Annotated in this window: 22 protein-coding genes; 17 read left to right on the plus strand and 5 right to left on the minus strand. The window is 43.2% G+C overall.

The window, feature by feature from the left end; translation table 11 throughout:
- Nucleotides 1-119: 119 nt before the first annotated feature.
- The 17 genes from ACHB7C_RS06495 to ACHB7C_RS06575 all read left to right on the plus strand — a co-directional run bounded on the left by ACHB7C_RS06495 (nt 120) and on the right by ACHB7C_RS06575 (nt 17,243).
- Entirely contained in the window at nt 120-998 is an 879-nt protein-coding gene (locus tag ACHB7C_RS06495) for an SMP-30/gluconolactonase/LRE family protein (RefSeq protein ID WP_048605952.1), read from the plus strand.
- A gap of 72 nt (nt 999-1,070) precedes the next feature.
- Nucleotides 1,071-2,417: an MFS transporter gene (locus ACHB7C_RS06500; protein WP_048605950.1), complete on the plus strand. Its 1,347-nt coding sequence runs from the start codon at nt 1,071-1,073 to the stop codon at nt 2,415-2,417.
- A 419-nt stretch (nt 2,418-2,836) separates the two neighbouring features.
- Nucleotides 2,837-3,151 (plus strand): non-heme iron oxygenase ferredoxin subunit, encoded by a 315-nt coding sequence (locus ACHB7C_RS06505; protein WP_042845618.1) that lies wholly within the window; start codon nt 2,837-2,839, stop codon nt 3,149-3,151.
- A gap of 2 nt (nt 3,152-3,153) precedes the next feature.
- Nucleotides 3,154-3,462 carry a recombinase-like helix-turn-helix domain-containing protein gene (locus ACHB7C_RS06510; protein ID WP_042845619.1) on the plus strand — a complete coding sequence of 103 codons (309 nt, stop codon included), beginning with the start codon at nt 3,154-3,156 and terminating at the stop codon, nt 3,460-3,462.
- Between the two features lie 58 nt (nt 3,463-3,520).
- Complete coding sequence (locus ACHB7C_RS06515) at nt 3,521-4,561, plus strand: aromatic ring-hydroxylating dioxygenase subunit alpha (protein ID WP_129466520.1); 1,041 nt, start codon at nt 3,521-3,523, stop codon at nt 4,559-4,561.
- Complete coding sequence (locus tag ACHB7C_RS06520) at nt 4,554-5,309, plus strand: SDR family oxidoreductase (RefSeq protein ID WP_198860957.1); 756 nt, start codon at nt 4,554-4,556, stop codon at nt 5,307-5,309. Before ACHB7C_RS06515 ends, ACHB7C_RS06520 begins: the two co-directional genes overlap by 8 nt.
- Nucleotides 5,310-5,338: 29 nt before the next feature.
- Nucleotides 5,339-6,115, plus strand: a complete 777-nt coding sequence (locus tag ACHB7C_RS06525; protein ID WP_042845622.1) for an IclR family transcriptional regulator — start codon at nt 5,339-5,341, stop codon at nt 6,113-6,115.
- Nucleotides 6,116-6,225: 110 nt separating this feature from the next.
- Nucleotides 6,226-7,152, plus strand: coding sequence for a VOC family protein (locus ACHB7C_RS06530; protein ID WP_048605946.1), 927 nt, complete (start codon nt 6,226-6,228; stop codon nt 7,150-7,152).
- A 4-nt stretch (nt 7,153-7,156) separates the two neighbouring features.
- Nucleotides 7,157-8,371 (plus strand): NAD(P)/FAD-dependent oxidoreductase, encoded by a 1,215-nt coding sequence (locus tag ACHB7C_RS06535; protein WP_131680056.1) that lies wholly within the window; start codon nt 7,157-7,159, stop codon nt 8,369-8,371.
- Between the two features lie 21 nt (nt 8,372-8,392).
- Complete coding sequence (locus ACHB7C_RS06540; RefSeq protein ID WP_048605944.1) at nt 8,393-9,673, plus strand: MFS transporter; 1,281 nt, start codon at nt 8,393-8,395, stop codon at nt 9,671-9,673.
- Nucleotides 9,674-9,697: 24 nt separating this feature from the next.
- Complete coding sequence (locus ACHB7C_RS06545) at nt 9,698-10,210, plus strand: cupin domain-containing protein (RefSeq protein WP_042845626.1); 513 nt, start codon at nt 9,698-9,700, stop codon at nt 10,208-10,210.
- 15 nt (nt 10,211-10,225) lie between these two features.
- Nucleotides 10,226-11,065 carry an alpha/beta fold hydrolase gene (locus ACHB7C_RS06550; RefSeq protein ID WP_129466672.1) on the plus strand — a complete coding sequence of 280 codons (840 nt, stop codon included), beginning with the start codon at nt 10,226-10,228 and terminating at the stop codon, nt 11,063-11,065.
- Nucleotides 11,066-11,075: 10 nt separating this feature from the next.
- Nucleotides 11,076-11,870 carry an SDR family oxidoreductase gene (locus tag ACHB7C_RS06555; protein WP_395346777.1) on the plus strand — a complete coding sequence of 265 codons (795 nt, stop codon included), beginning with the start codon at nt 11,076-11,078 and terminating at the stop codon, nt 11,868-11,870.
- Nucleotides 11,871-11,880: 10 nt separating this feature from the next.
- On the plus strand, nt 11,881-12,672 hold the full coding sequence (locus ACHB7C_RS06560; RefSeq protein ID WP_042845630.1) for an aspartate dehydrogenase: 792 nt from the start codon (nt 11,881-11,883) through the stop codon (nt 12,670-12,672).
- A gap of 13 nt (nt 12,673-12,685) precedes the next feature.
- Nucleotides 12,686-14,155 (plus strand): aldehyde dehydrogenase, encoded by a 1,470-nt coding sequence (locus ACHB7C_RS06565; protein ID WP_042845632.1) that lies wholly within the window; start codon nt 12,686-12,688, stop codon nt 14,153-14,155.
- A gap of 41 nt (nt 14,156-14,196) precedes the next feature.
- Entirely contained in the window at nt 14,197-15,840 is a 1,644-nt protein-coding gene (locus ACHB7C_RS06570) for a thiamine pyrophosphate-binding protein (protein ID WP_395346779.1), read from the plus strand.
- 398 nt (nt 15,841-16,238) lie between these two features.
- Nucleotides 16,239-17,243, plus strand: coding sequence for a sugar-binding transcriptional regulator (locus ACHB7C_RS06575; protein ID WP_042845634.1), 1,005 nt, complete (start codon nt 16,239-16,241; stop codon nt 17,241-17,243).
- A gap of 81 nt (nt 17,244-17,324) precedes the next feature.
- Here the strand turns inward: ACHB7C_RS06575 and ACHB7C_RS06580 are convergent, their stop codons facing one another.
- The 5 genes from ACHB7C_RS06580 to ACHB7C_RS06600 all read right to left on the minus strand — a co-directional run bounded on the left by ACHB7C_RS06580 (nt 17,325) and on the right by ACHB7C_RS06600 (nt 22,888).
- Nucleotides 17,325-18,329: a multidrug DMT transporter permease gene (locus tag ACHB7C_RS06580; protein ID WP_042845635.1), complete on the minus strand. Its 1,005-nt coding sequence runs from the start codon at nt 18,327-18,329 to the stop codon at nt 17,325-17,327.
- A gap of 94 nt (nt 18,330-18,423) precedes the next feature.
- Nucleotides 18,424-19,071, minus strand: a complete 648-nt coding sequence (locus tag ACHB7C_RS06585; protein ID WP_395346782.1) for an L-fuculose-phosphate aldolase — start codon at nt 19,069-19,071, stop codon at nt 18,424-18,426.
- A 43-nt stretch (nt 19,072-19,114) separates the two neighbouring features.
- Nucleotides 19,115-20,215, minus strand: a complete 1,101-nt coding sequence (gene mtnA, locus ACHB7C_RS06590) for an S-methyl-5-thioribose-1-phosphate isomerase (RefSeq protein ID WP_048605932.1) — start codon at nt 20,213-20,215, stop codon at nt 19,115-19,117.
- 9 nt (nt 20,216-20,224) lie between these two features.
- Entirely contained in the window at nt 20,225-21,490 is a 1,266-nt protein-coding gene (gene mtnK, locus ACHB7C_RS06595; RefSeq protein ID WP_166685010.1) for an S-methyl-5-thioribose kinase, read from the minus strand.
- 636 nt (nt 21,491-22,126) lie between these two features.
- On the minus strand, nt 22,127-22,888 hold the full coding sequence (locus ACHB7C_RS06600; protein ID WP_166685011.1) for a hypothetical protein: 762 nt from the start codon (nt 22,886-22,888) through the stop codon (nt 22,127-22,129).
- Between the last annotated feature and the right edge of the window lie 35 nt (nt 22,889-22,923).

The following is a 22,923-nucleotide window of genomic DNA, read 5'->3' on the forward strand; positions in this document are numbered from 1 at the left end:
GTTATTCCCCTACTATTAAGATTCTCTATAACTAATTAACCCAATCGTGTAAGTAATCACACTCCCGAAACCCATTAAATAACCCTAGTTTAAATAATGTTATTAGTAGGATTTGAAAAATGAAAATAAATATATTATTGGATTTAAAAAACAATTTAGGGGAAGGCCCTATATGGGATGTAGAACAACAACGTTTATATTGGATTGATAGCTTAGATGGACGAGTATTTTCATGTACAGAAAAAGGAACTGAAATTAAATGTTGGGATGTTAGGCAAAAAATAGGCTCAATGGCTTTATGCAAAGACGGTCATTCGGCTATAGTCGCCCTAGAAAAAGGAATATATATTCTTGACTTTATAACAGGTGAAACTCATCTTCTGCACGCACCTGAAAGTGACAAACCTAACAATAGGTTTAATGATGGAAAAGTCGATAGACAAGGACGCTTTGTTGTCGGCTCTATGGACATGCAAGAAGATAACCCATCAGGGGCGTTATATCGATTAAATACAGACCACTCACTCCATAAAATAGAACAAAACATTATTGTTTCTAATGCACCTTGTTGGTCACCAAACGGTGATATTTTTTATTTTGCTGATACATGGACAGGGGAAATATGGAAATATGATTATGACGTATCGACAGGTAATATTAATAATCGCCAGACATTCTGCAAAGTCGATACATCAACAGGAGGCGCTGCAGATGGAGCAACTGTTGACAGTGAAGGCTACCTTTGGAATGCACTCGTTTATGCAGGGAAAATCGTGAGATATAACCCCGACGGCGATATTGACAGAATTATCGAAATGCCAGTTAAAAAGGTCACCAGCGTCGCTTTTGGCGGCGAAAATTTAGATATTTTATATGTTACTTCAATGGCAAGGCCACCATTACCTCGCTTCCCTGAAGATGGTCAATTAAGAGGAAGCGTATTCTCAATACATAATCTTGGTGTAAAGGGCATAGCTGAAAAAAGATTTGGTGGGTAGATAAACAATTTGCTAATCAAAATTTAATATCAATTAACCTCAAATTATTATACTTATAAAAGAGCTATAATTATGATTAAAAATAATGTTTCAAATAATAAAATATCCTTTAAGAATATACATCGCTATTCATGGGTTTCATTATTCATATGTTGGCTTATTTGGTTATTGAATGCTTATGATAGAGAAATGATTTTAAGGTTAGGTCCGGTTATTTCTCAAGAGTTTAATTTAAGCCCTGAAGAGTGGGGTAATATTGTTGCTATTATCATGATAGCTCTCGCTATTCTTGACATACCAGGTTCTGTATTAAGTGACCGATATGGCTCCGGTTGGAAACGAGCTCGTTTTCAAGTTCCTTTAGTTTTAGGTTATACCGCAATTTCATTTGTTTCAGGTTTTAAAGCAATTAGCCATAACTTAACCTATTTTATTCTATTGCGTTTTGGGGTTAATTTAGGTGCAGGCTGGGGTGAACCTGTTGGCGTCAGTAATACTGCTGAATGGTGGCCTAAAGAAAAAAGAGGGTTTGCTCTCGGTGTACATCATACGGGCTATCCTATTGGGGCTTTATTAAGTGGCGTTGTCGCAAGCTTTATTATTTCTGAATTTGGCGAAGCAAATTGGCGCTATAGTTTCTTTATTCCATTAATCGTCGCACTGCCTATTATGATTTTTTGGGCAAAATATTCTACCGCTGCAAGGATTTCAATATTATATCAACATATTGAAAAGTCAGGGATGACAAAACCTGCTGAGAATAGCAGTACTCAAGTTCAAAAAGGTGAAGGGTTAAAAATTTTCCTGAAAACACTAAAAAATAGAAATATTGCCTTAACCGCCGGGAATACCCTATTAACTCAAATCGTCTATATGGGGATAAGCATGGTATTACCTTCTTATCTATATCATGTTTCGGGGTTATCTTTAGCGGCTTCTGCGGGTTTGAGTATTATTTTTACATTGACGGGCGTGGTTGGGCAAATTGTTTGGCCATGGTTATCGGATATCTTAGGCAGAAAAAGAACATTGATCATCTGTGGTTTATGGATGAGTATCGGGATTGCTTTATTTTACTTCGCAACCTCAATGCCAAAAATCATCGCAATACAACTGTTTTTTGGCTTAGTCGCTAACGCTGTTTGGCCTATTTACTATGCCATGGCATCAGATAATGCAAATGACCAGTCCATATCCACAGCAAATGGTATTATTACCACATCAATGTTTATTGGCGGTGCGTTATCACCGTTATTAATGGGCTGGTTAATCAATTTAGGCGGGGGTTGGAATAGTTCTTTAGGCTATATTTATACCTTCTTTGCGATGGCTGCATGCGCATTATTAGGCGTTATATTACAACTCTTTACGACCCATGCACCATTAAATAACAACCATCAAACCCCAGTAGCAAGTTAACGCTTCATTTTTGACAATAGTAAGTATAGAACCACTTTGTATATAAGTGGTTTTGTACTTAAACGACATTAAGTTATTTCTTCAATCAGTTTTAACTATACGTGAAACGCTTTTTTAGTGGCGTCTAAATAAGGCGCCATTTTAATTTTATTCCCCCTCTTCTCTCACCCCCACTCTCTCACCTTTTCTAACACGACCAGCTTAGTCTGCACTTTACTCTGCGTATGTCAGCTTGAGTTTCTTATATGAAACAAAACATCATCATAACCTAGACACACCCCACATTTTGAAACGATTATTTTACATAAAACCAACATTTGATTGACTAATAATCGTCCATACAATTAATCTGGTTTTAAATAATAAACAATGTTTTATATATGAAACAAAATGTTACCCACATTTAAAAGGAGAAAATAATGAGCTGGATTGCGGTATGTGATGTATCACAAGTTCAAGAAGAATTTCCTTTTTCCGCCAAAGTTGATAATGCCGAGATTGGGATCTTCTTGGTTGAGGACCAATATTACGCCTTGGAAGATGTTTGCCCGCATGCTTATGCCCTTTTAAGTCAAGGTTTTGTAGAAGATGGAAAAGTTGAATGCCCACTACATGAAGCCATTTTCGATATCAAAACCGGAAAATGTTTACGTGAACCAGGAGGTCGTGACTTAAAAACCTACCAAACGCGAGTTCACGAAAACCAAATCGAAATCAGTTTAATTGAGGAGTAGAAATGGAACCCATTCAGAATTTTAATCCTTATTTACCTGCAAATAACCAAATCATTCCTGCCCGTGAAGGGGGGAAAGGCAGTATTCAAGCACCGGGAAGTGCCCCCAATATTGTTTGGCAAACCCGTTCACGTATACCTGATGAATATGAGACCACTCTAATTTCGGCACTTGAGACTCTATTTGCAGCAGGCACTGAAACCCTTGATGAATTAGTTAGCGCATTAAACCAGCTGCAAATATATGACCGACAAGGTCACCTTTGGTCTTCCAGCAGTTTCCGAGAATTTCTTCTCGTCAATGGTTATTAACACCTTGGCATTACTCAGAAAATATAATTAAAACGCCTTTGATAAACGGAAGCAAATCATGACAACCAATACACAACTTCAAAACTCTCAAGAATATTTAGATGTTGGGTTACGTGGACAATGGTATCCCGTATTATCCAGTTGGGAAGTAAGCAGTAACCCTATTGGCATCACTCGGCTCGAAGAACAAATCGTTTTATGGCGAGATGATAAAGGCCAACTTCACGCACTTGAAGATAGATGCCCACATCGTGGCGCTCGATTATCAATGGGGTGGAACCTAGGTGAACGCATTGCTTGCTGGTACCACGGCGTCGAAGTCGGTGGCGACGGTGTCGTTAAAGATGTTCCAGCGGTCAGCCAATGTCCGCTTGAAGGGCAAAAATGCTTAAAGACCTACCCAGTTCAAGAAATTCATGGGGCTATTTTTCTCTACTTTGCTGTCATTGAAGGTGAAACCCCACCCGCTCTTGAGTTCCCTGAAGAATTAGCGGATGACGAAAATCACAGTCATTTCCTATGTACTGCCTCATGGAAATGCAATTACCAGTACGCGTTAGAAAACGTAATGGACCCCATGCACGGAACCTACCTCCATTCATCATCACATTCAATGGCTGAAGGAGACAAACAGTCAGAGATGATCCTTGAAGCGACAAAAAATGGTTTCATTTTCCGTAAGAATGACCAAATTGGCGTCAACTTCGATTGGGTCGAATTTGCGAGCACAGGCGCAAATTGGATGCGCTTATCCATTCCTTATCAAAAACGTTTTGGGCCGGGTGGGCATTTTTGGATTATCGGTATGGTCGTTCCTGAAGACCGTGATCATACTCGGGTCTTCTTCTGGCGCATCCGCAAAGTCAAAGATTGGCAACGTGATTTATGGCGCTTTATGTACCGCAATCGTCTAGAAGGGTTGCACTGGGATGTCTTAGAACAAGACCGCGTTATTTTAGAAAACCTTGCGCCTAACGCACGTAATAAAGAATTCCTCTACCAACATGATGTGGGGCTATCGCGCCTACGCCGGATAATGCAGCGTGAAGCGAAAAAACAATTTGACCTAATAAACAGCAAGGTAGCTGAAAATGCGTGACTTATTAGTGGGCAAACGGATTGTGATCACTGGGGCAGCCAGAGGGCTTGGCTTTAGTTTTGCCCAAGCCGCAGCGCAGCAAGGGGCTCATGTTGTCTTATGTGACATCCTAGAACAACGATTACAAGAAAGCGTTGAAACACTCCGTAACCAAGGCTTTGATGCACAAGGTGTTCAGCTTGACCTTGCTTCCCCTGATTCAATAGCGCATGCATTCGATATCATCGGTCAGCAAGGGGTTATTGATGGTTTGATCAATAACGCAGCTCTTGCAACAGGTGTAGGCGGCAAGTTACTGGATGAGTATGACATAGCACTGTGGGATAACGTCATGACCGTCAATGTCAGAGGAACATGGCTAGTCACAAAAGCGGCTTTGCCATTTTTAAAACTCAGTGGCCATGGAAAAATCGTCAATATTGCCTCCGATACTGCACTGTGGGGTGCACCAAAGCTAATGGCTTATGTCGCCAGTAAAGGGGCCATTATCAGTATGACTCGTTCAATGGCTCGCGAACTTGGTACTCACCGCATTTGTGTGAATGCTATTGCACCGGGGCTTACCAAAGTTGAAGCAACAGAATATGTCCCTACTGAGCGCCACCAGCTTTATGAAAATGGCCGAGCACTACAAGGTGAACAAATCCCTGAAGACGTAACAGGCACCGCGTTGTATCTACTTTCACCAATGGCTAATTTTGTCACAGGGCAATTAATTCCCGTTAATGGTGGCTTTGTTTTTAATTAACTAACCAAGTTGGCTAAGGGGTTAAGGCAATGAGTTCAACATGCAAATATTTAATACCGGGTTTGGAAAAAGGGTTACAACTTCTTCTTCTCCTCGCTCAGCAACATCGTGAGTTAACTTTTGCTGAAATCTTGCGCTTAGTCGATATGCCAAAGGCTACGGCATATCGGGCTATCCAAACATTGGTGCATTTGGATTTTCTCGTCCAACACCCACGCACAGGGGCCTTTTCTCTGGGGCGAAAAGTATTAAGCCTTGGTCTTGGTTATATTGCATCGTTAGATTTAACTCAATTAGGTCAACCCATTATCGAACAATTGAGAGACCGTAGCCAATGTAACAGCCATTTAGTTATCCGCGATGGCACAGATATTATTTATATCGCTCGGGTCAGTGGTGCCGAATCAAAAATTAACCACGTCAGTGTCGGAACACGTTTATCCGCGCATCGTACCTCACTTGGGCGCATGCTACTTAGTGGGCTGAACCGTGCGGAATTTGATGCACTCTACCCTCACGATGAGTTACCCGACAATGCAGGCAGTAAACACGAATTCTGGCAAATGATCCAAGCCGACAAATTGCGTGGCTACGTGATCGGCGAATCATTTTATCGTCGGGGGATTTCATCCATTGTTTACCCCGTCTACAACCAAGCTAATGGCGTAGAGGCGGTGATTAGCATCATGGTACCGATGAACAGTATTCCGGCACAGGAACGCCAGCGATTACAAAATGAAGTGAGTTATGCCGCGCAAAGATTGACTGAATTTATTGGTGGTATGAACCAAGCAAAAGCCGTTTAGCGTTAAGCAATTATCTACCCTACATTTTTAGGTTTATTGCCATAAGCCTCAGACTCCTTTTGCCCAAAAGGTGCCTTTGGCAATAACACCAATCTACAGAGGACTTTGCTATGTCAGTGATTGGAATAGAAAAATTAGAATTTGGTGTCGAAGACATCCCTAACTGCCAAAAATTTTTACATGATTTTGGCCTACAGGTTACTGCGGTCAACCCGTCATTATTTTCGACGCTCTCTGGGGCAAAAATACAACTTTTTGACCATCAAGACCCTACACTTCCACCTGCTTTTGAAACAGGCTCAACCCTGCGTCGAATAACTTGGGGGACGGAAAATGCCACTGAACTCAATAAAATCATCGAAAACATTCAGGGTTGTGATGGTTTCAAACTTACTGGAGATGGCGCCGAATGCCGTGACCCGAATGGTATGACAGTGGCTTTTACCGTCACTCAGCAACAGAGCGTCGAAATAGAAATCTCACCAATCAACCAATGGGGGGATATTCGCCGTATTGATCAACCTAGCCCTGTTTACGAAAAAGCAACGCCAATTAATGTGGGCCATGTGGTATTTTTTGTCGACGACTTACCGTCCACAGAAGCCTTTTATTGCCAAAAGCTGGGTTTTCAAGTCTCTGACCGTTATATCGACCGTGCTGTCTTTTTACGTGCTCAAGTTAATGGTTGTCATCACAATTTATTCCTACTCAAATTACCACACCGTGGCAGCGGCCTTAATCATGTTGCCTTTACCGTACGTGATATCCATGAAGTCATTGGCGGGGGCTTAGCAATGAACCGGCAGCAATGGAGCACCTTTATTGGTCCTGGCCGCCACCCGATTTCATCGGCTTATTTTTGGTACGTTAACAGCCCGACCGGTGGCGCCTTTGAATATTACACCAATGACGATTTCTTGACGGATAAATGGCAGCCTCGCGAACTGGAACATTCACTGGTTTCATTCACCGAGTGGGCGGTGGAAGGCGGTCTAGATTATGAAACCCGTCGTCAAGTCAAACCGGTAAAGGAGTAACCCTATGAATTCCTTAATCCAAGGTGGTATTGTCATTATTGGCGGTGGGCAAGCAGGTGGCTGGGCGGCAAAAACCTTACGAGATGAAGGTTACCAAGGCCAAATCTCTGTTATCAGCGATGAAGATCATGACTTTTATGAACGCCCACCGCTATCAAAAGCCGCACTCACACTAGAAAGCTTTGCGCTGTCTCGGTTATTTAGTGAAGAAGCCACCCAAGCCTTACATTTGCAATGGTTTCGCCCAGTGCGAGCCACTAAGATTGATACAAAAACAAAATGTGTTCACCTCAATGATGGCCGTATTGTAACATTTGAAAAACTGTTACTCGCCACAGGTGGACGCCCCCGTTACCTCTCCAATGATTGGCAAAAACACCCACAAGTTTTCGCATTACGCTCATGGAACGATGCACAACAACTACGCTCAGCACTCCTTGAGGCAAAGAAAATTGCCATCATTGGCGGCGGGTGGATTGGCTTGGAGGTCGCTGCCTCTGCACGTCAAATGGGAATAGATGTCACAATTTTTGAGCGTCAAAGCCGCCTATGCGAACGCAGCGTTCCACAAAATGTCTCTGAAGCATTGGCACAGCGCCATACCCGAGCTGGCGTACATATCATTACGGATTGTGGTGACATTAAGCTTGGGGAGTCAGTGACTCGCTTACAAATCACTTGCCAGAAGCAACCATGGCAAACATTCGACCTAGCCGTAATGGGGATTGGGGTTGAATTAAACCTTGAACTCGCCAAACAAGCTGGGCTTGATATCACCCATGGTATTGTTATCAATGACCAAGGGCAAACCTCACACCCTGATATTTACGCCGCTGGCGACGTGGCTTGTCATCCAACACTTTCTTTATGTCTGCAATCTTGGGCTTACGCACAAAACCAAGCCATCACGACGGCAAAAGCCATGTTAAACCCGCAATCAGAAGGGTTTGATGAGCCAGCTTGGCTATGGTCGGATCAATACCAAGATAATATTCAAATATTGGGCATACCAACTTCGCAAGCGCAACAACACATCCAGCGCTATACACCAAACTCAGAGGTCCATTTTTCCCTGAATGACACTAATGAATTGGTGCAAATGATTGCTTTCAATGATGCACGCGCTATCAAGCTAGGTAAGCGTTGGATGCAAAGTCACCGCAAACTGGATCCTTCTGAACTTGCTGATCCAACATTTTCACTGATGTCACTGAAATAGTGTACAGCAAGGAGAAATAACATGGCTAATCAAAGCATTACCTTACAAGCCAAGGAACATGACCAACAAGCCCAAGACATCCCTGAAAAAATTAATTGGTTAATCCCAATTGGCTTATTTTCCTGTGTATTGCTCGCTTTCTTCGACAAAATCAGTATTGCAGCTCTGTTTTCAGATGAAAAGTTTCAGCAGGCACTTGGCATTGACTTTGATCCAACACGTTTAGGTCTGCTGATGAGCGCATTTTTATTTGCTTATGGCGTTTCCTCAATGTTACTTAGTGGAATTGGCGACCGATTCCACCCAACCAAAATGCTACTGTTTATGATTAGCAGTTGGTGCTTCTTAATGATTTTCATGGGGTTTACCCATCATTACGGCACGATGGTTTTTCTGAGGATCTTGCTCGGTATTGCTGAAGGCCCCCTGCTAGCCATTGCTTACGCCATTGTACGCCGCACATTTCCACCTAAGATGCAGGCTCGCGCCACCATGATGTGGTTACTTGGAACTCCAATTGGAGCGGCTCTAGGCTTCCCTATCGCCCTATATCTTCTGAATAATTTTGGCTGGCAAAGTACCTTCTTTGTAATGGCGGCCTTTACCGTACCCGTTTGGTGGCTAGTCGTGATTGGTATCCGTCACCCTAACTTAGTAAATCGTCAGGCTCAAACCAAAAACTCAGCGGGTGAAAAACGATCAGCCGAACAGCTCGCGACCATACAAGCCCATAAAAAACGCTTATTCCAAAACAGCCATTTTTGGATTATCTGCCTGTTTAACATCGCTTTTCTTGTTTATCTTTGGGGGATGAATGGCTGGTTACCAAGCTATTTAATTAAAGGGAAATCAATCCACTTAGAGCATGCAGGGGTCTTATCCTCTCTCCCCTTTATCGCCATGTTGTTTGGCGAAGGAATAGGCGCATGGTTGTCTGACCGCTATGACCGTAGAGCTTTAGTGTGTTTTGTATCTCTCTTAGGTGCGGTATTGGGCTTAGCTGGAGTGCTATTCCTCACTGATACCTACAGCATCATCCTCATGATGGCATTTAGCATGTTTATGTGGGGAGCAGGTGCTCCCAATATCTTCGCTCTACTCGCTAAAGTCACACAAAAACAAGTCAGTGCATTGGCCGGTGGCATATTCAATGGCCTAGGAAACCTCGCTGGCGCGGCGGCACCTCTGCTGATGGGGGTGCTGATCACCGCCACTCACACTATGGATAGCGGGCTGTTATTTATCGTAATTATTGGTTTAGTCGGCAGCCTACTACTTCTGCCTCTACTGAAAAAATACTAATCACTCTGTGTAGGAGATAACGCTATGTCACAACCTCAAATCAAACCCCAAGATATCCCAATGGCACAATGGATAGAATCACGAATTGCTCGCCTTGAAGGCCGTAAATATGACTGGAACGCCTTGAAATTCCAAGCTGATTACGACCCTAAATATCGTCGTGCCCAAATGCGCTACATCGGTACTGGTGCAACAGGTGTTGCTAATGACGTGAATACCGTCCCCGCAGAGAACTTCACTTTCTCCACCATGGTATTACCTGCCAAATGTGAAGGCCCCTTACATTTACATCCTGATGTTGAAGAAGTGTTTTTCATGCTGAAGGGCACTATTACGCTATTTGTTCGTGATGGTGACGAAGAGTATGAAACGGTTCTCAAAGAACGTGACCTAATTTCTGTTCCAGCGGGGATTTACCGTGGTCTATTTAATCATGGAGAGGAAGAGGCATTAATGTGCGTGATGATTGGCACACAAAAGCCTGCAATCCCGACTTACCCAGAAGACCACCCGTTATCTAAAGTGAAACGTAACTAACCGGAGTTATCAGTGATGAATTTGCCAATCGAAAAACTTCCTGCACAACAACTGGCTGATTTTGGCCAATACCGCCTTAATTGGCGCTGTTCAGGTCATGGGCATGCCGTCGTTTTATTGCACGGGATCAGCTCTGGCTCGGCCTCATGGGTAAGCCAACTGGCTTCTTCATCACTGACCGACCACTATCGACTGTATAGCTGGGATGCTCCCGGCTATTCGGGCAGCTCAATGCTCAACACAGCGAAACCAACTGCTGTTGACTATGCTACAGCATTAAAAGCTTTTTTAGATAGCCTAAAAATACAACAGGTCGTTTTAGTCGGGCATTCACTCGGAGCCTTGATGGCTAGCGCTTTTGCCGCACAATATTCTCAGCGAGTAAAAGGATTATTTTTAGCTAATCCAGCTCAAGGCTATGCCTCTAAAAGCCCTGAACAGCAAGCTTCCGTGTATCAACAACGGCAGATGATTGTAACTAATTCAGGGTTACAAGCCTATGCTGAAAACCGAGCCGCCGCCCTACTATCACCCAATGCAACCCCAGAAAAAATCGATTGGGTGAAACAAAATATGGAAAAACTTAATCCCCAAGGCTTTCTTGCGGCAGCATGGATGTTAGCCCATGACGATATTAGTTTGTATTTAAAGGGTTATAACGGGCCAATCGAAATACTGGCAGGCGCTGATGACACCATTACGCCACCACAACAAGTACAGCAGCTCGCGATACAACAAGAGTGCCCTTTTTGGTTGATTAAACAAGCGGGACATGCCAGTTACCTTGATACCCCCACACAGTTTAATCACCATTTGAAACAATTTTTAGAGACGGTATACAACCCAGTCGAATAAAGGAATCCTTATGAATTTACAGTTAAATAACCGTATTGCTGTCGTGACTGGAGGGAGCTCTGGTATTGGTTTTGCAACAGTCAAACTGTTACTCGACGAAGGTTGTAAAGTTGCTTTTTGTGGTCGAGATACTGAAAAACTACAACACGCTCTCAATACATTACGGTCTCTCTACCCTCAAGGGGAATTTATCGCACAGCGCTGTGATGTCCTCGATAAGGAACAAACAGAAAACTTCGCTCAACATGTTTATCAACACTATGGGCAAGTTGATCTTCTGATTAACAATGCGGGTCAAGGCTATGTTGCAAGCTATGCTGACACTCCTGAAGCCGCTTGGTTACATGAAGCACAATTAAAATTATTTGGTGTCATTAACCCAGTAAATGCTTTTTTACCTTTCTTAGAACAATCCAATATTGCGTCAATTACCTGTGTTAATTCGTTATTAGCGTTACAACCCGAGCCCCATATGGTCGCCACATCTGCCGCACGCGCTGCTCTGTTGAACATGACATTAAATTTATCGAAAACATTGCTACCCAAAGGGATACGCGTTAACTCAATTTTGCTCGGTATGGTCGAATCAGACCAATGGCGGCGTCGTTTCGAAAACCGGAGTGATAAAAGCTTGGATTGGCAGCAATGGATTGGCGATATCGCTAACAAGCGAGGGATCCCGATGCAACGTTTGGGGAAACCAGAAGAACCAGCCCGTGCCTTAGTTTTTTTAGCTTCACCGATGGCTTCGTTTACCTCCGGTGCCGCTTTAGATATTTCGGGTGGCTTTAGCCATCACATTTAAAGGGTTAATTATGAAAACATTAATGTTGATTGGTTATGGTGCAATGGCACAAGAAGTGATTGCTCGTTTACCTAGTGGAATAACCCTTCGCTGGGTTGTGGCTCGCCCTCATCACCATAACGCAATACAAGAACGCTTCAAGGGCGCGGTGCTCCCTATTGATAGCCTTGATGACTTTAACGAACACCCCGATTTAGTGTTGGAGTGTGCTGGTCATCAAGCGGTACAGCAGTATGCGCCAACCATTTTACAAAGGGGCTGGACTCTTGCCATTATTTCCACTGGTGTACTGGCTGATGCCACTTTCGAAAACACACTAACCACATTAGCAAAGCGTCATCAAAGCCAACTAATTCCTCTCTCAGGCGCGGTTGCTGGGCTTGATGGTTTACGAGCAGCCAAAGAGGCGAACATTACCCACGTCATTTATCAGTCACGTAAAAGCCCTGCCAGTTGGCGCAATGGTGCTGCTGAGCGTTATATCGACTTATCGAGTGTCTCTGAAGCTACCGCCTTTTTTAGTGGTAGTGCGCGAGAAGCTGCCTTGAACTTCCCAGCCAATGCTAATGTTGCCGCTACCGTTGCACTGTATGGCATAGGTATGGATGCAACTCAGGTACAACTCATCGTTGATCCGGACACCACCAAAAATTCGCATCAAATTGATGTAAGAGGGGATTTCGGGCATTTTTCTATTGAGTTAAATGGCAACCCCCTACCTTCAAACCCAAAGACATCTATGCTTGCAGCCCTAAGTGCCGTTGAAATTTGCCGCCGTATTGCTGAGCAACAGGTAAGCTAATAGGAGCCTAATCATGAATAAAATGGATATTTTTGTGGGGGGAAAATGGCAACAAGGTCGTGGACCTGAAATGCAATCACGTTTTCCGGGTGATAACCATGTCGTTGCTACTCTCAACAGTGCCAGCCTTGAAGATGTCCAAGACGCCGTAAACGCGGCGGACAAAGCTTGGCGAGAACCTACCTGGCGCAATATGCCTGCGCATCAACGCGCGGCTATCTTATATAACGTCAGCGCATTGATTGATGAGCAGCGTGAAACCTTAACGCAATTACAAACTTTGGACAACGGGAAGCCGTGGGCTGAAGCGCGTGGTTTAGTCATGAGCGCAGCCGCCACCGCACGTTATTTTGCCGCCGTTTGTGAGGTTTCTGGAGGGGAGCTTCCACCTCGACGCCAACCAGACTTGATGACAATAAGCACTTACCAACCCATCGGAGTGATCGCCGCCATCACACCGTGGAACTCCCCCATTGCCAGCGATATGCAAAAAATTGCTCCGGCGCTTGCCGCAGGTAATGCGGTTATTTTAAAACCTGCAGAAGCCACGCCACTAATTTCATTAAAATTGGCAGAACTCTTTGAACAAGCAGGGTTACCAAGTGGCTTACTCAGCGTATTACCGGGAAAAGGCTCTATTGTGGGTGATGCATTGGTTCGCCACCCGTTAGTGCGAAAAATCTCTTTCACCGGGGGGACAAACACGGGTCGCCAACTGGCTCATATTGCGGCTGATAAACTGATCACGACCTCCCTCGAACTGGGTGGGAAATCCCCAACAATTGTGCTAGCAGATGCTGACCTAGACATTGCCGCTCATGGAGTCTGTTACGGTATTTTTAGTTCAATGGGGCAAGCTTGTATCGCAGGTTCTCGCTTATTTGTTGCCCGCGATATCTACCAACCTTTTATGGAAAAATTAACCCAATTAACCCAGAACTTGATTATTGGCGACCCAAGGCAAGAACGCATCCATGTGGGGCCTTTAATTTCAGCGGCTCACCGTGATAGCGTCAAAACCTACGTTGAACAAGCCGTCCAACAAGGCGGTCATATTCGCCTTGGCGGTACCGTTCCCACAGACCCCGCACTACAAAATGGCAATTATTTCTTACCGACCATTATTGAAGGCCTCAGTAATCAATCTAGTGTTTGCCAAGAAGAAATCTTCGGCCCCGTCTTAGTGGTGATCCCCTTTGATGATGAAGCCACATTGATCCAAGAAGCTAATGATTCCGTTTATGGGCTGGCTGCGGGGATTTGGACTCGCGACTATACTCGCGCCTTTAAACTGGCGGATGCCCTTGATGTAGGAACAGTTTGGGTCAATACCTACAAAGTTTTTTCCATCTCAACCCCATTTGGGGGCTTTAAAGAAAGTGGCATTGGCAGAGAAAAAGGCTTAGAAAGCCTAAAAGCCTATATGCAACAAAAAAGCCTTTTTTTGGCACTTAACCCACAACCAAACCGTTGGTGTGAATAGCTTATCCGTTAAAGGATTACGGCTGCATTTAGGAGAATACAATGTCTGAAATGATTACAGTTGGCGAAGCTATCGCCAGAACACTTGAACAATACCAAGTCACAACGGTTTACGGGGTTATTTCTATTCACAATTTACCTATTGCCGATGCGATTGGCCGTCGTGCTAAAATTGACTTTACCCCAAGCCGTGGAGAAGCCGGAGCAGTAACTATGGCCGATGCACACAGCCGTTTTAGTGGCTTAGGCGTCGCGCTAACGAGTACGGGGGCTGGAGCAGGAAATGCAGTGGGGTCAATGATTGAAGCTATGAATGCTTGTTCACCAATGCTCCACATTACTGGGCAGGTTGAAAAAGCCTATTTAGATATGGATGCAGGGTTTATTCATGAAACAGCGGATCAACTGGGTTTCTTGCGTTCAAGCTCTAAACAAGCATTCCGTGTACATACACCAGAACAAGCGGTGGCGACACTGCATAAAGCAATCCAAGTTGCGCAAACCGCCCCATGTGGCCCTGTTTCGATTGAAATCCCCATTGATATTCAAAGTGCCCAAGTGCCATTGTCCTTATTAAGTGCCCCGCTTTCTGTGCCAACTTTGCCCGCAATTTGCTCATCACAGATAGAAGCCATTTGGGACAAACTTCAGCATGCACAGCGCCCATTATTGTGGGTCGGTGGCGGTGCATTGCAGGCGGTAGAAGCCGTTAAACGCTTGGCTAACCAAGGTGTCGCCGTAATCAGCAGCACCCATGGAAGAGGTATTTTATCGGATGATCACCCGTTCAGCCTGCGTGCTTTTCATAATGCGGACTCAATTGATACATTAATGCGTGAATGTGATTTGACGCTGGTCGCGGGCTCCCGGTTACGCAGTAATGAGACTAAAACTTGGTCATTACCATTACCTCACCCCATCATCCAAATTGATATTAACCCGTTAGCGGCAAACCGCAATTACTTAGCCGACCTCAATATCACAGGGGATTGTAAAGGCCTGCTTAATGCGCTTGCCGATAAAATTGAGCAAGCTAACCGCCCTGTTTCTTCTGCATGGAAACAGCAAATACAACAAGCCGTTCAGTTGGCAGAACAGCAATTAAGGGCACAATGCGGGCCATACAGTGAACTCAGTGATGCTGTCGAGCAAGCCTTACCCGAACATGGTATTTTTGTGCGGGACATTACTGTATCAGGCAGCTTATGGGGCAGCCGTTTATTAAAAGCTACACAGCCGATGCACAATATTCATTCCTTAGCGGGTGCCATTGGCTTAGGCCTTGCGATGGCCATTGGTAGTACGAAAGCCAACCCAAATACCGCAGTGATTGGCTTAGTTGGGGATGGCGGCTTGATGTTAGGGGTCGGTGAGCTTGCGACTATGGCTCAAGAACAACTACCGATTGTGTTGATAATCATGAATGACCAAGGTTATGGTGTCATGCGTGGTATTCAGGAAAAATATTTCTCAGGTCGCCAATATTATAATGAGTTATTAACACCATCATTTAGCCAACTAGCACAATCGATGGGGATCACCGCCCTAACGGTAGATAAACCCAGCGAATTCCAACCTATACTTCATCAAGCTGTTGCTTTAAAGCGGCCAGTTGTCGTTGAAGTATTAATGAATCATATCGGTAAAATGAATTTCTCGGGCCCCCCGCAGAAAAAACTATTTTAACCTCTAACTTCTTATCGAGCGCGGCACTCCGTCGCGCTTTACAAATCCATTAAACAAAAAACTCTCCTATGTCTGATACAAATTACTTTCCTAGCTGATTCACCACATTTTGCTCAATATGGCAAAAAATCCGCTCCTGACAACAGGTTAGTATTTGTTAGGTTATTATGTATTTTACATTGAGAGTGGATAGTGGAAATTATATTTAAATAGAAGTTAGGGCATCACCATTTTTTTCCTTATAATACAAAGCATCGTTTCTAAATTTTATTGTTCTATTCACGAATTAACCCAATAATGATTTGCCCGCTCAAAAAAGCAAACAACCTTGAGAAAGACTGGCTGTAATATTCTTATAGTTTAAACTAGGCTTTTCCAAATGATGCCAGGAGACAATAATGAGTAAAGAGCAAGTAAACAGCAGCTTGTTCAATGATGATCCTGTATTACACGCAACATGGCTATATTATCAGGAAGGCAAAAGCCAGACTGAAGTCGCTGCCCTAATGGGCCTTTCGCGTGTCACCGTCGTCAAATATCTACAAACTGCTAGAGAAAATGGTTTAGTTCAGATCAATTTAGATACCAATGTCTTTGGCTCAATTGATGCCGCTTTACGTATTCGTGATAAATTTGGTTTGTATCGAGTTATCATTGTGCCTGATGGCGAGCATGCCGGAAAACGAACAGACTCAAAATTGATGCGTTCCAGACTTTCCCGTGCTGGAGGGATGTATTTAAACCAAGTTATCGAGAACAATGACGTTCTTGGGGTTGCTTGGGGAAGAACCATCCATGAGATGAGCAAAACGATGACACCAAATTCATGTAAAAATGTCACCGTGATCCAGATGCTAGGTTCCATGCCTTCTCAGCCAGACCTGACAATCCTCGAATCGTCGTCACAAATAGCGTTTAAACTGTCAGGGAAAGTGGCTTCTCTTCATGTCCCAGCGGTTGTCTCCAGTGCAAGGTTAGCCATGGAATTACAAGCTGAACCCATCATTCGTGCTAATTTTGAAGTATTAACTCACTGCACAAAAGCCTTCTTTGTTGTAGGAAGCGCACTGGATGAAAACCCGTTAATTCAAGTCGGTGTCCTAAGCAAAAAAGAAATGCAAAACTACCGAGATGCAGGGGCCGTCGGCGTCATTTGTGGCCGGTTCTACGACAAAAATGGAGTACCTGTTATTGCTGAAGTTGACCAACGGATACTAGGAATAAGCCTTGCCCAATTAAGGCAAATTGAGCGTAAAATATTTCTGGCTGGGGGCGAGAACGGCTATGCTGCAACCTTAGGGGCATTACTCGGCGGCTATGTCACAGACCTTATTGTTGATGAAGGAACAGCTGAGTTTTTATTATCCTGCGAGCTGCCCAACGTTGATTCATCCCCATCCTAAAGAGCAAGGTGCCGCACTTTTTACGGCCCACCTAATAAAAAAGAATATTTACCCCACTATAGACATAATGGGGCAAAATATTTACTGATTTGCCGCTATGATAAGGACAATACCGGCGATATACAGCAAAAACATAGCTAAGAGTAACTTATTCGTGCCAGCTGGTGCGCTGGCGAATTCACGCCAAACAAATACCCCCCAAATCACGGCAATCATAGTAGCTCCTTGCCCTAATCCATAGGATATTGCATACCCTGCTTGCCCTGATGCGATTAGGCTCAGCCCTAAACCAATACACCAGATGATTCCGCCCAACCAACCACAGAGATGGTCCCTTAAGCTACCAGAGAAATACATTTTCCCTTTAACTGGTTCTCCTACGATTGGTTTTTTCATTACCAGTGTATTAAGGACAAAGTTAGATAAAAACAAACCTAAAGCAAATAATACAAGTGCAGAATAAGGTGTCATCAACCCCGCTTCTGGTTCACTTAAATTACCTGATATCGATTGAGCGAGGAAACGGAAAAATGACCCCATAATGATACCGGCAAAAATAGCAGTTATCAGGCCTTTATTACGGCGACTTTTATCCGATGATTGAGTAACACGGCTGTAAGTAATCGCAGTTAGGATGATTGCGGCGACTACACAAGCAACCCCTAAGAACAAAATAGTTGGGTCCCCCTGAGGGCTACCAATATAAGTTGTGATAACACCGAGAACTAATGCAAGCCCAACACCGACAGGGAATGCAACAGCCATACCAGCTAAACTAATTGAAGCAACAAGAAGAATATTTGAAACATTAAAAATCATACCTGCCAATATAGGAAGAAAGATAATATTGATATCCGCCTGCTGAATATCAGAAATAAAACTACGGCCTTCTTCACCAATTGACCCGAGAGTAAAAGCAAATAATAGAGAACAGAATAAAACACCGAGAGAATAGTCCCAATAAAAGAGAGGGAACTCCCATTTCTTATTACTGACTAGTTTTGTTGTGTTAGCCCATGACCCCCAACAAATCATCGTGATAAAACACATAATTATTGCTATAGGATATGATTCCACGATAAACATGAATAACTCCTTGGGATAATTATAATTAATCGTTATAGGTAGAGGTTGGCAGCCATTTTATAAAATGGCTGCTATCGATGAGAACAAGTTGAATTTAAGCGTCAGTTTTTAAACCGTACGTTTTAAATTTACCGATGACTATTGTCATTTCTTCTTTAGATAAAGTGGGAACTTTGCTGTGTAGTCCGCCTATTTTGATGTAGAGATCTGCTAGAGTTTCTGTTTCTCCAGCAAGCCACAACGCTTTTTCCAGTGTTGTTTCCATCGCTATCATGCCGTGGTGTTGCATCAAAAGTGATTTGCTAGATTTAATTCCCTCAAACACACTGTTTGCAAGCTCAGCACTACCAAATGTATGGTATGGAATACAAGGAATATGGTCCGTCCCTGTCACCGCTATCATATAATGAATTGCGGGGATCGCATGGTTCATTATGGATACCGCGGTACAGTTCACCGCATGTGTATGAATAACCGTATTTAATTCAGGTCTGGCTTGGTAGCAAGCCAGATGAAAGAGCCATTCACTTGATGGTGTTTTTCCAGACTCTGATACCCCCTGACCATCAACAAAAACAATCATATCGGGTGTCATTTTCGAATAAGGTATACCACTTGGTGTAATGAGCATTCCATCAAGATACCTCACGCTGACATTACCCGACGTCCCTTGATTCAACCCAGAAGCATTCATTTCCTGGCAAGTAACGATAATATCTGCCGCTAATTTGAGTCTTTCCATCTTAGTTCCTTAGAAAGCGTGCATATACCCCATGCACACTCAATTAAATAACCGAATTTTTTAGGTCGGCGAACATGTTGGTTAATGCAGGTTCATTCGCTGCACAAACACCACGCTCCGTGATCAATCCAGTAATATATTTAGCAGGCGTGACATCAAAGGCGTAATTACCACATGTGGTGCCTGCCGGCGCAGTATTAACCCAACTTAGTTCACCCTCGGGGTTGATCCCATATACATGTGACTGTTCAGCACCATTGCGTTGCTCTATGGGGATTGTTTTCCCATCCTTAAGCGTCCAGTCGATAGTTGGAGATGGGAGCGCAACATAAAATGGAATTTGATTATCATAAGCCGCCAGCGCTTTTAGATATGTTCCAATTTTATTACAGACATCCCCCTGCGTTGTGGTTCGGTCAGTACCAACAATGCATAGGTCCACTTCGCCATGCTGCATCAGGTGACCACCGGCATTATCAGCAATTAATGTGTGAGGAACTCCGTGTGAACCCAATTCAAATGCAGTAAGGCCACCTTGATTACGCGGGCGAGTTTCATCTACCCAAACGTGAATACGAATCCCTTCTTCATGAGCCTTATAAATTGGCGAAAGTGCGGTCCCCCAATCGACCGTGGCAAGCCAGCCTGCATTACAGTGAGTCAATATATTTACGACACTGCCTGCCGGTTTTTTACTCGCGATTTCCCGAATAATTTCTACGCCATGGAGCCCAATTTGCTCACACAACTCGACATCTTCATCGGCCAGTTTTCCGGCAAGCTCCCAAGCAATGTCCCTACGCGTCTGTTCAGGAGCATCCTTCAAGCTTTCCATCATTCTATCGAGTGCCCACTTTAAATTGATAGCAGTAGGTCGGGTCTTGATTAACAAGTCATAACTTGATTGTAGATTTTTATCACTCGGGTCCTGTTGCATACCTAGTGCCATTCCGTAAGCAGCAACAACCCCAATCAAAGGCGCCCCACGCACCCACATTTCTTGAATAGCAGTTGCTACTTTTTGTGCGGAATCGAGCGTGAGTACTTCAAATTTAAAAGGCAGTTTAGTTTGGTCGATAATTTCTACTGATTTTCCATCTTTAGAAACCCAAACTGTACGATAGTGTTTCCCTTCAATATTCATGAATTCCTCTTACTGTTTTTTAGCTAATTGGATAACTGAAGCCATCTCTTTATAAAGACTGGCATTGACAATAAGCTCGCGAGCCATGGTAAGTGCGCGTTTTTCGCATTCAGCACGAAGAGCAATGTCTTTAATTTGTTTAAACTCTGCCACCCCTGCGAATCCAATTATGCGGCGGTTCATTTCCATTCCCGCATTGACTAAGGAATCTTCAAGTAGTGTGGCAAAGAATTGGTCTTGGGCTTCCTGTAAAGCTTGGCGGCCGAGTTCATGTTGATAGAGTTCTGAAGGCCACGCGTCCCCTTGTGTTTTTGTATTCCATAATTGGCGGAATTCTCGAACAAAAACAGACCAAGTTGAATCGACTTGGTCAAGTAACCAGTTTTGATATTCAACACGACTTGATGGATTTTCATCCCATGCTGGTCTAGAAAAGAAAGCCATCAGTAAATTGCCAATATAGTTACCAATATCAAACGCCATTGGTCCCATAAATCCAAATTCAGGGTCGATAACTTTTGTATCACTCTCGGTGACCATTACTGAGCCTAAATGCAAGTCACCATGTAACAATGATTGTGCTTCAGTCATAAATTTATATTTATAACGCATGGCAACTTGGATCATTTCTTTATCTTGCCACATCTTTTCTACTGCTTGGTCTAGCTCAGGGGATAGCCAATTATTACGTTCGGCATTGAAATATGGCTCAGTGAAGATCAGATCTTCAGTAATTTTACAAAGCTCATGATTCAGAGAGAATTGAGCGGTCAGCGCTTTTTTCTGATCGGCTTTCATACCGATATCTGAGGTATAAAAAAGAGTTTTGGCAATAAATGTCCCAATATCTTCAGCAAGTTTTGGGAATTTTTTACCTGCCATCACTTCTTTACGCAGGATGATATGAGGTGAAAGGTACTCCATCGCAAACAGTGCCATTTCTTGGTCATAAAAATAGACTTCAGGAACTAATTCATGGCCTGCACAGCGAGCTTCTTGAGATAAAATATTGTATTCAAAACCTGCTCGAGTCAGGGACAATGGCCAGCTTTCCCCTCCAGCCCTGACCCATGGTAGTGCCTGTTTTACCACAATTGTTTTTTGTGTCCCTTCAACAAGAAACACCATATTCAAATTACCATCACCAACTTCATTTACTTTCCATTGATTAGGCTCTCCACCTAACTCGCATGACGAAGTCAGTTTGGAAGCTAAATAAATTGGTAGTGTTTCACACGTCAGCGGCTTGTAGCCTGCTGGAATTGAGTCCAACATAACAAATCCCCTTACTGTTGTTTAATCGCCTTATGCTTTACATATGCAAAGTATACATTATCAATTGTAAAAGTTAATGTGATCTATGTTCACTTTCTGAAAGCCAATAAATTGAGACACAGGTAAGATTTAGCCTAAAGACGATAAAAACCACCCTAAGCATGATTATCTTATGTTTTATATACAGTTCATTTGTATAGTTATATAGAGGATAATCCTCACTGCTACAGTGGTTAAATTTTCTCAGTATTGAGCGCTAAATATTTCTTATCTAATTTACGAACGCTTCATTTTTAAGGATAAAACTGAATTTGATTTTAAGGCGGGGTGGTCATGGCTAGGTATATATAGGTTATTAGAGTAAAAAGAGGGGCTTTTAGCTATATTCATTCAGAGTATTTGCTATTTAAATACTCTATTTTTAGTCATTATTTTTATACCCACAAATCTCCCTATATTGAAAATTCATTAGCTACATAAATACACAACAAAATAAATGATTAAGTACTGATATACATCATCCTCCCTAATGAGGGATTTCACATTCCCCCCTCATCAGGAGGGGATCGTAGGTATATTTAGGCAGGGCTGGTTTTGAATTGCATTCAATTTTCTAAATAGTGTTTTTTCTCTAAACTAAACAATATTGAATACAATTACTGTGCTACCTGAATGCTGTCCTGCTGTTGGAGCTGTGCCGCTTAATACCGATTTAATTTTTAAGGCCACTGAATTGGCAACCGAAATACGACTACCGTTTGTGACACTAACACGAGATTTTACACCGCCACCTAAATCAATATCTGGAGATGGGACTTCAATTGAAACTGTTGCGGCTCGATTACAGCTTAGTTGAATAGTAGCTTCTGCTGTATGCCCATTAACTTGCCCAGCATTTAAAGTACCGTGTGTAATATTAGCATCACCATTTACGTTACATTGGACATTAACAGGCGGTACTGGTGTACAAGGGGAACTATAAATTGAAAAAGGCCTCCCTATTCCTCCGAATCCACCTGACCTTACAGGGATTGCGCCTATACAAACATCCCATTGGCTTGGTTGCCAATTCCATTGCCATGCTGCTATTCCTGTTGCACCAAATCGGCGAACAAAAGCATCATTCGCCATCTTCCAAGTCATTCCTGCTGTAACAGGTATACTTCGACCATTAAAATCAATAATACTTCCATTTTGATAGTATAAAACCACACCATAGCTACATTGAGAACCTGCACAAGGTATTACTGTATTTTCAGCAGGATTATTGCTTCCAGTTGTAAACCACGAAGCGGTAACTAATAAAGCGGCTGATTGACTGACGTTTGAAAGCATCGTACGATCAGCGTGAGCGATGCTCGAAAATAAAAAAATAAGAATAAAAATAACTTTTGGCATAATAAATATTACCTTCAATTTTCAATAACCATTTA

The organism is Providencia sp. 2024EL-00732 (assembly GCF_044006275.1).
Classification (GTDB): Bacteria; Pseudomonadota; Gammaproteobacteria; order Enterobacterales; family Enterobacteriaceae; genus Providencia; species Providencia huashanensis.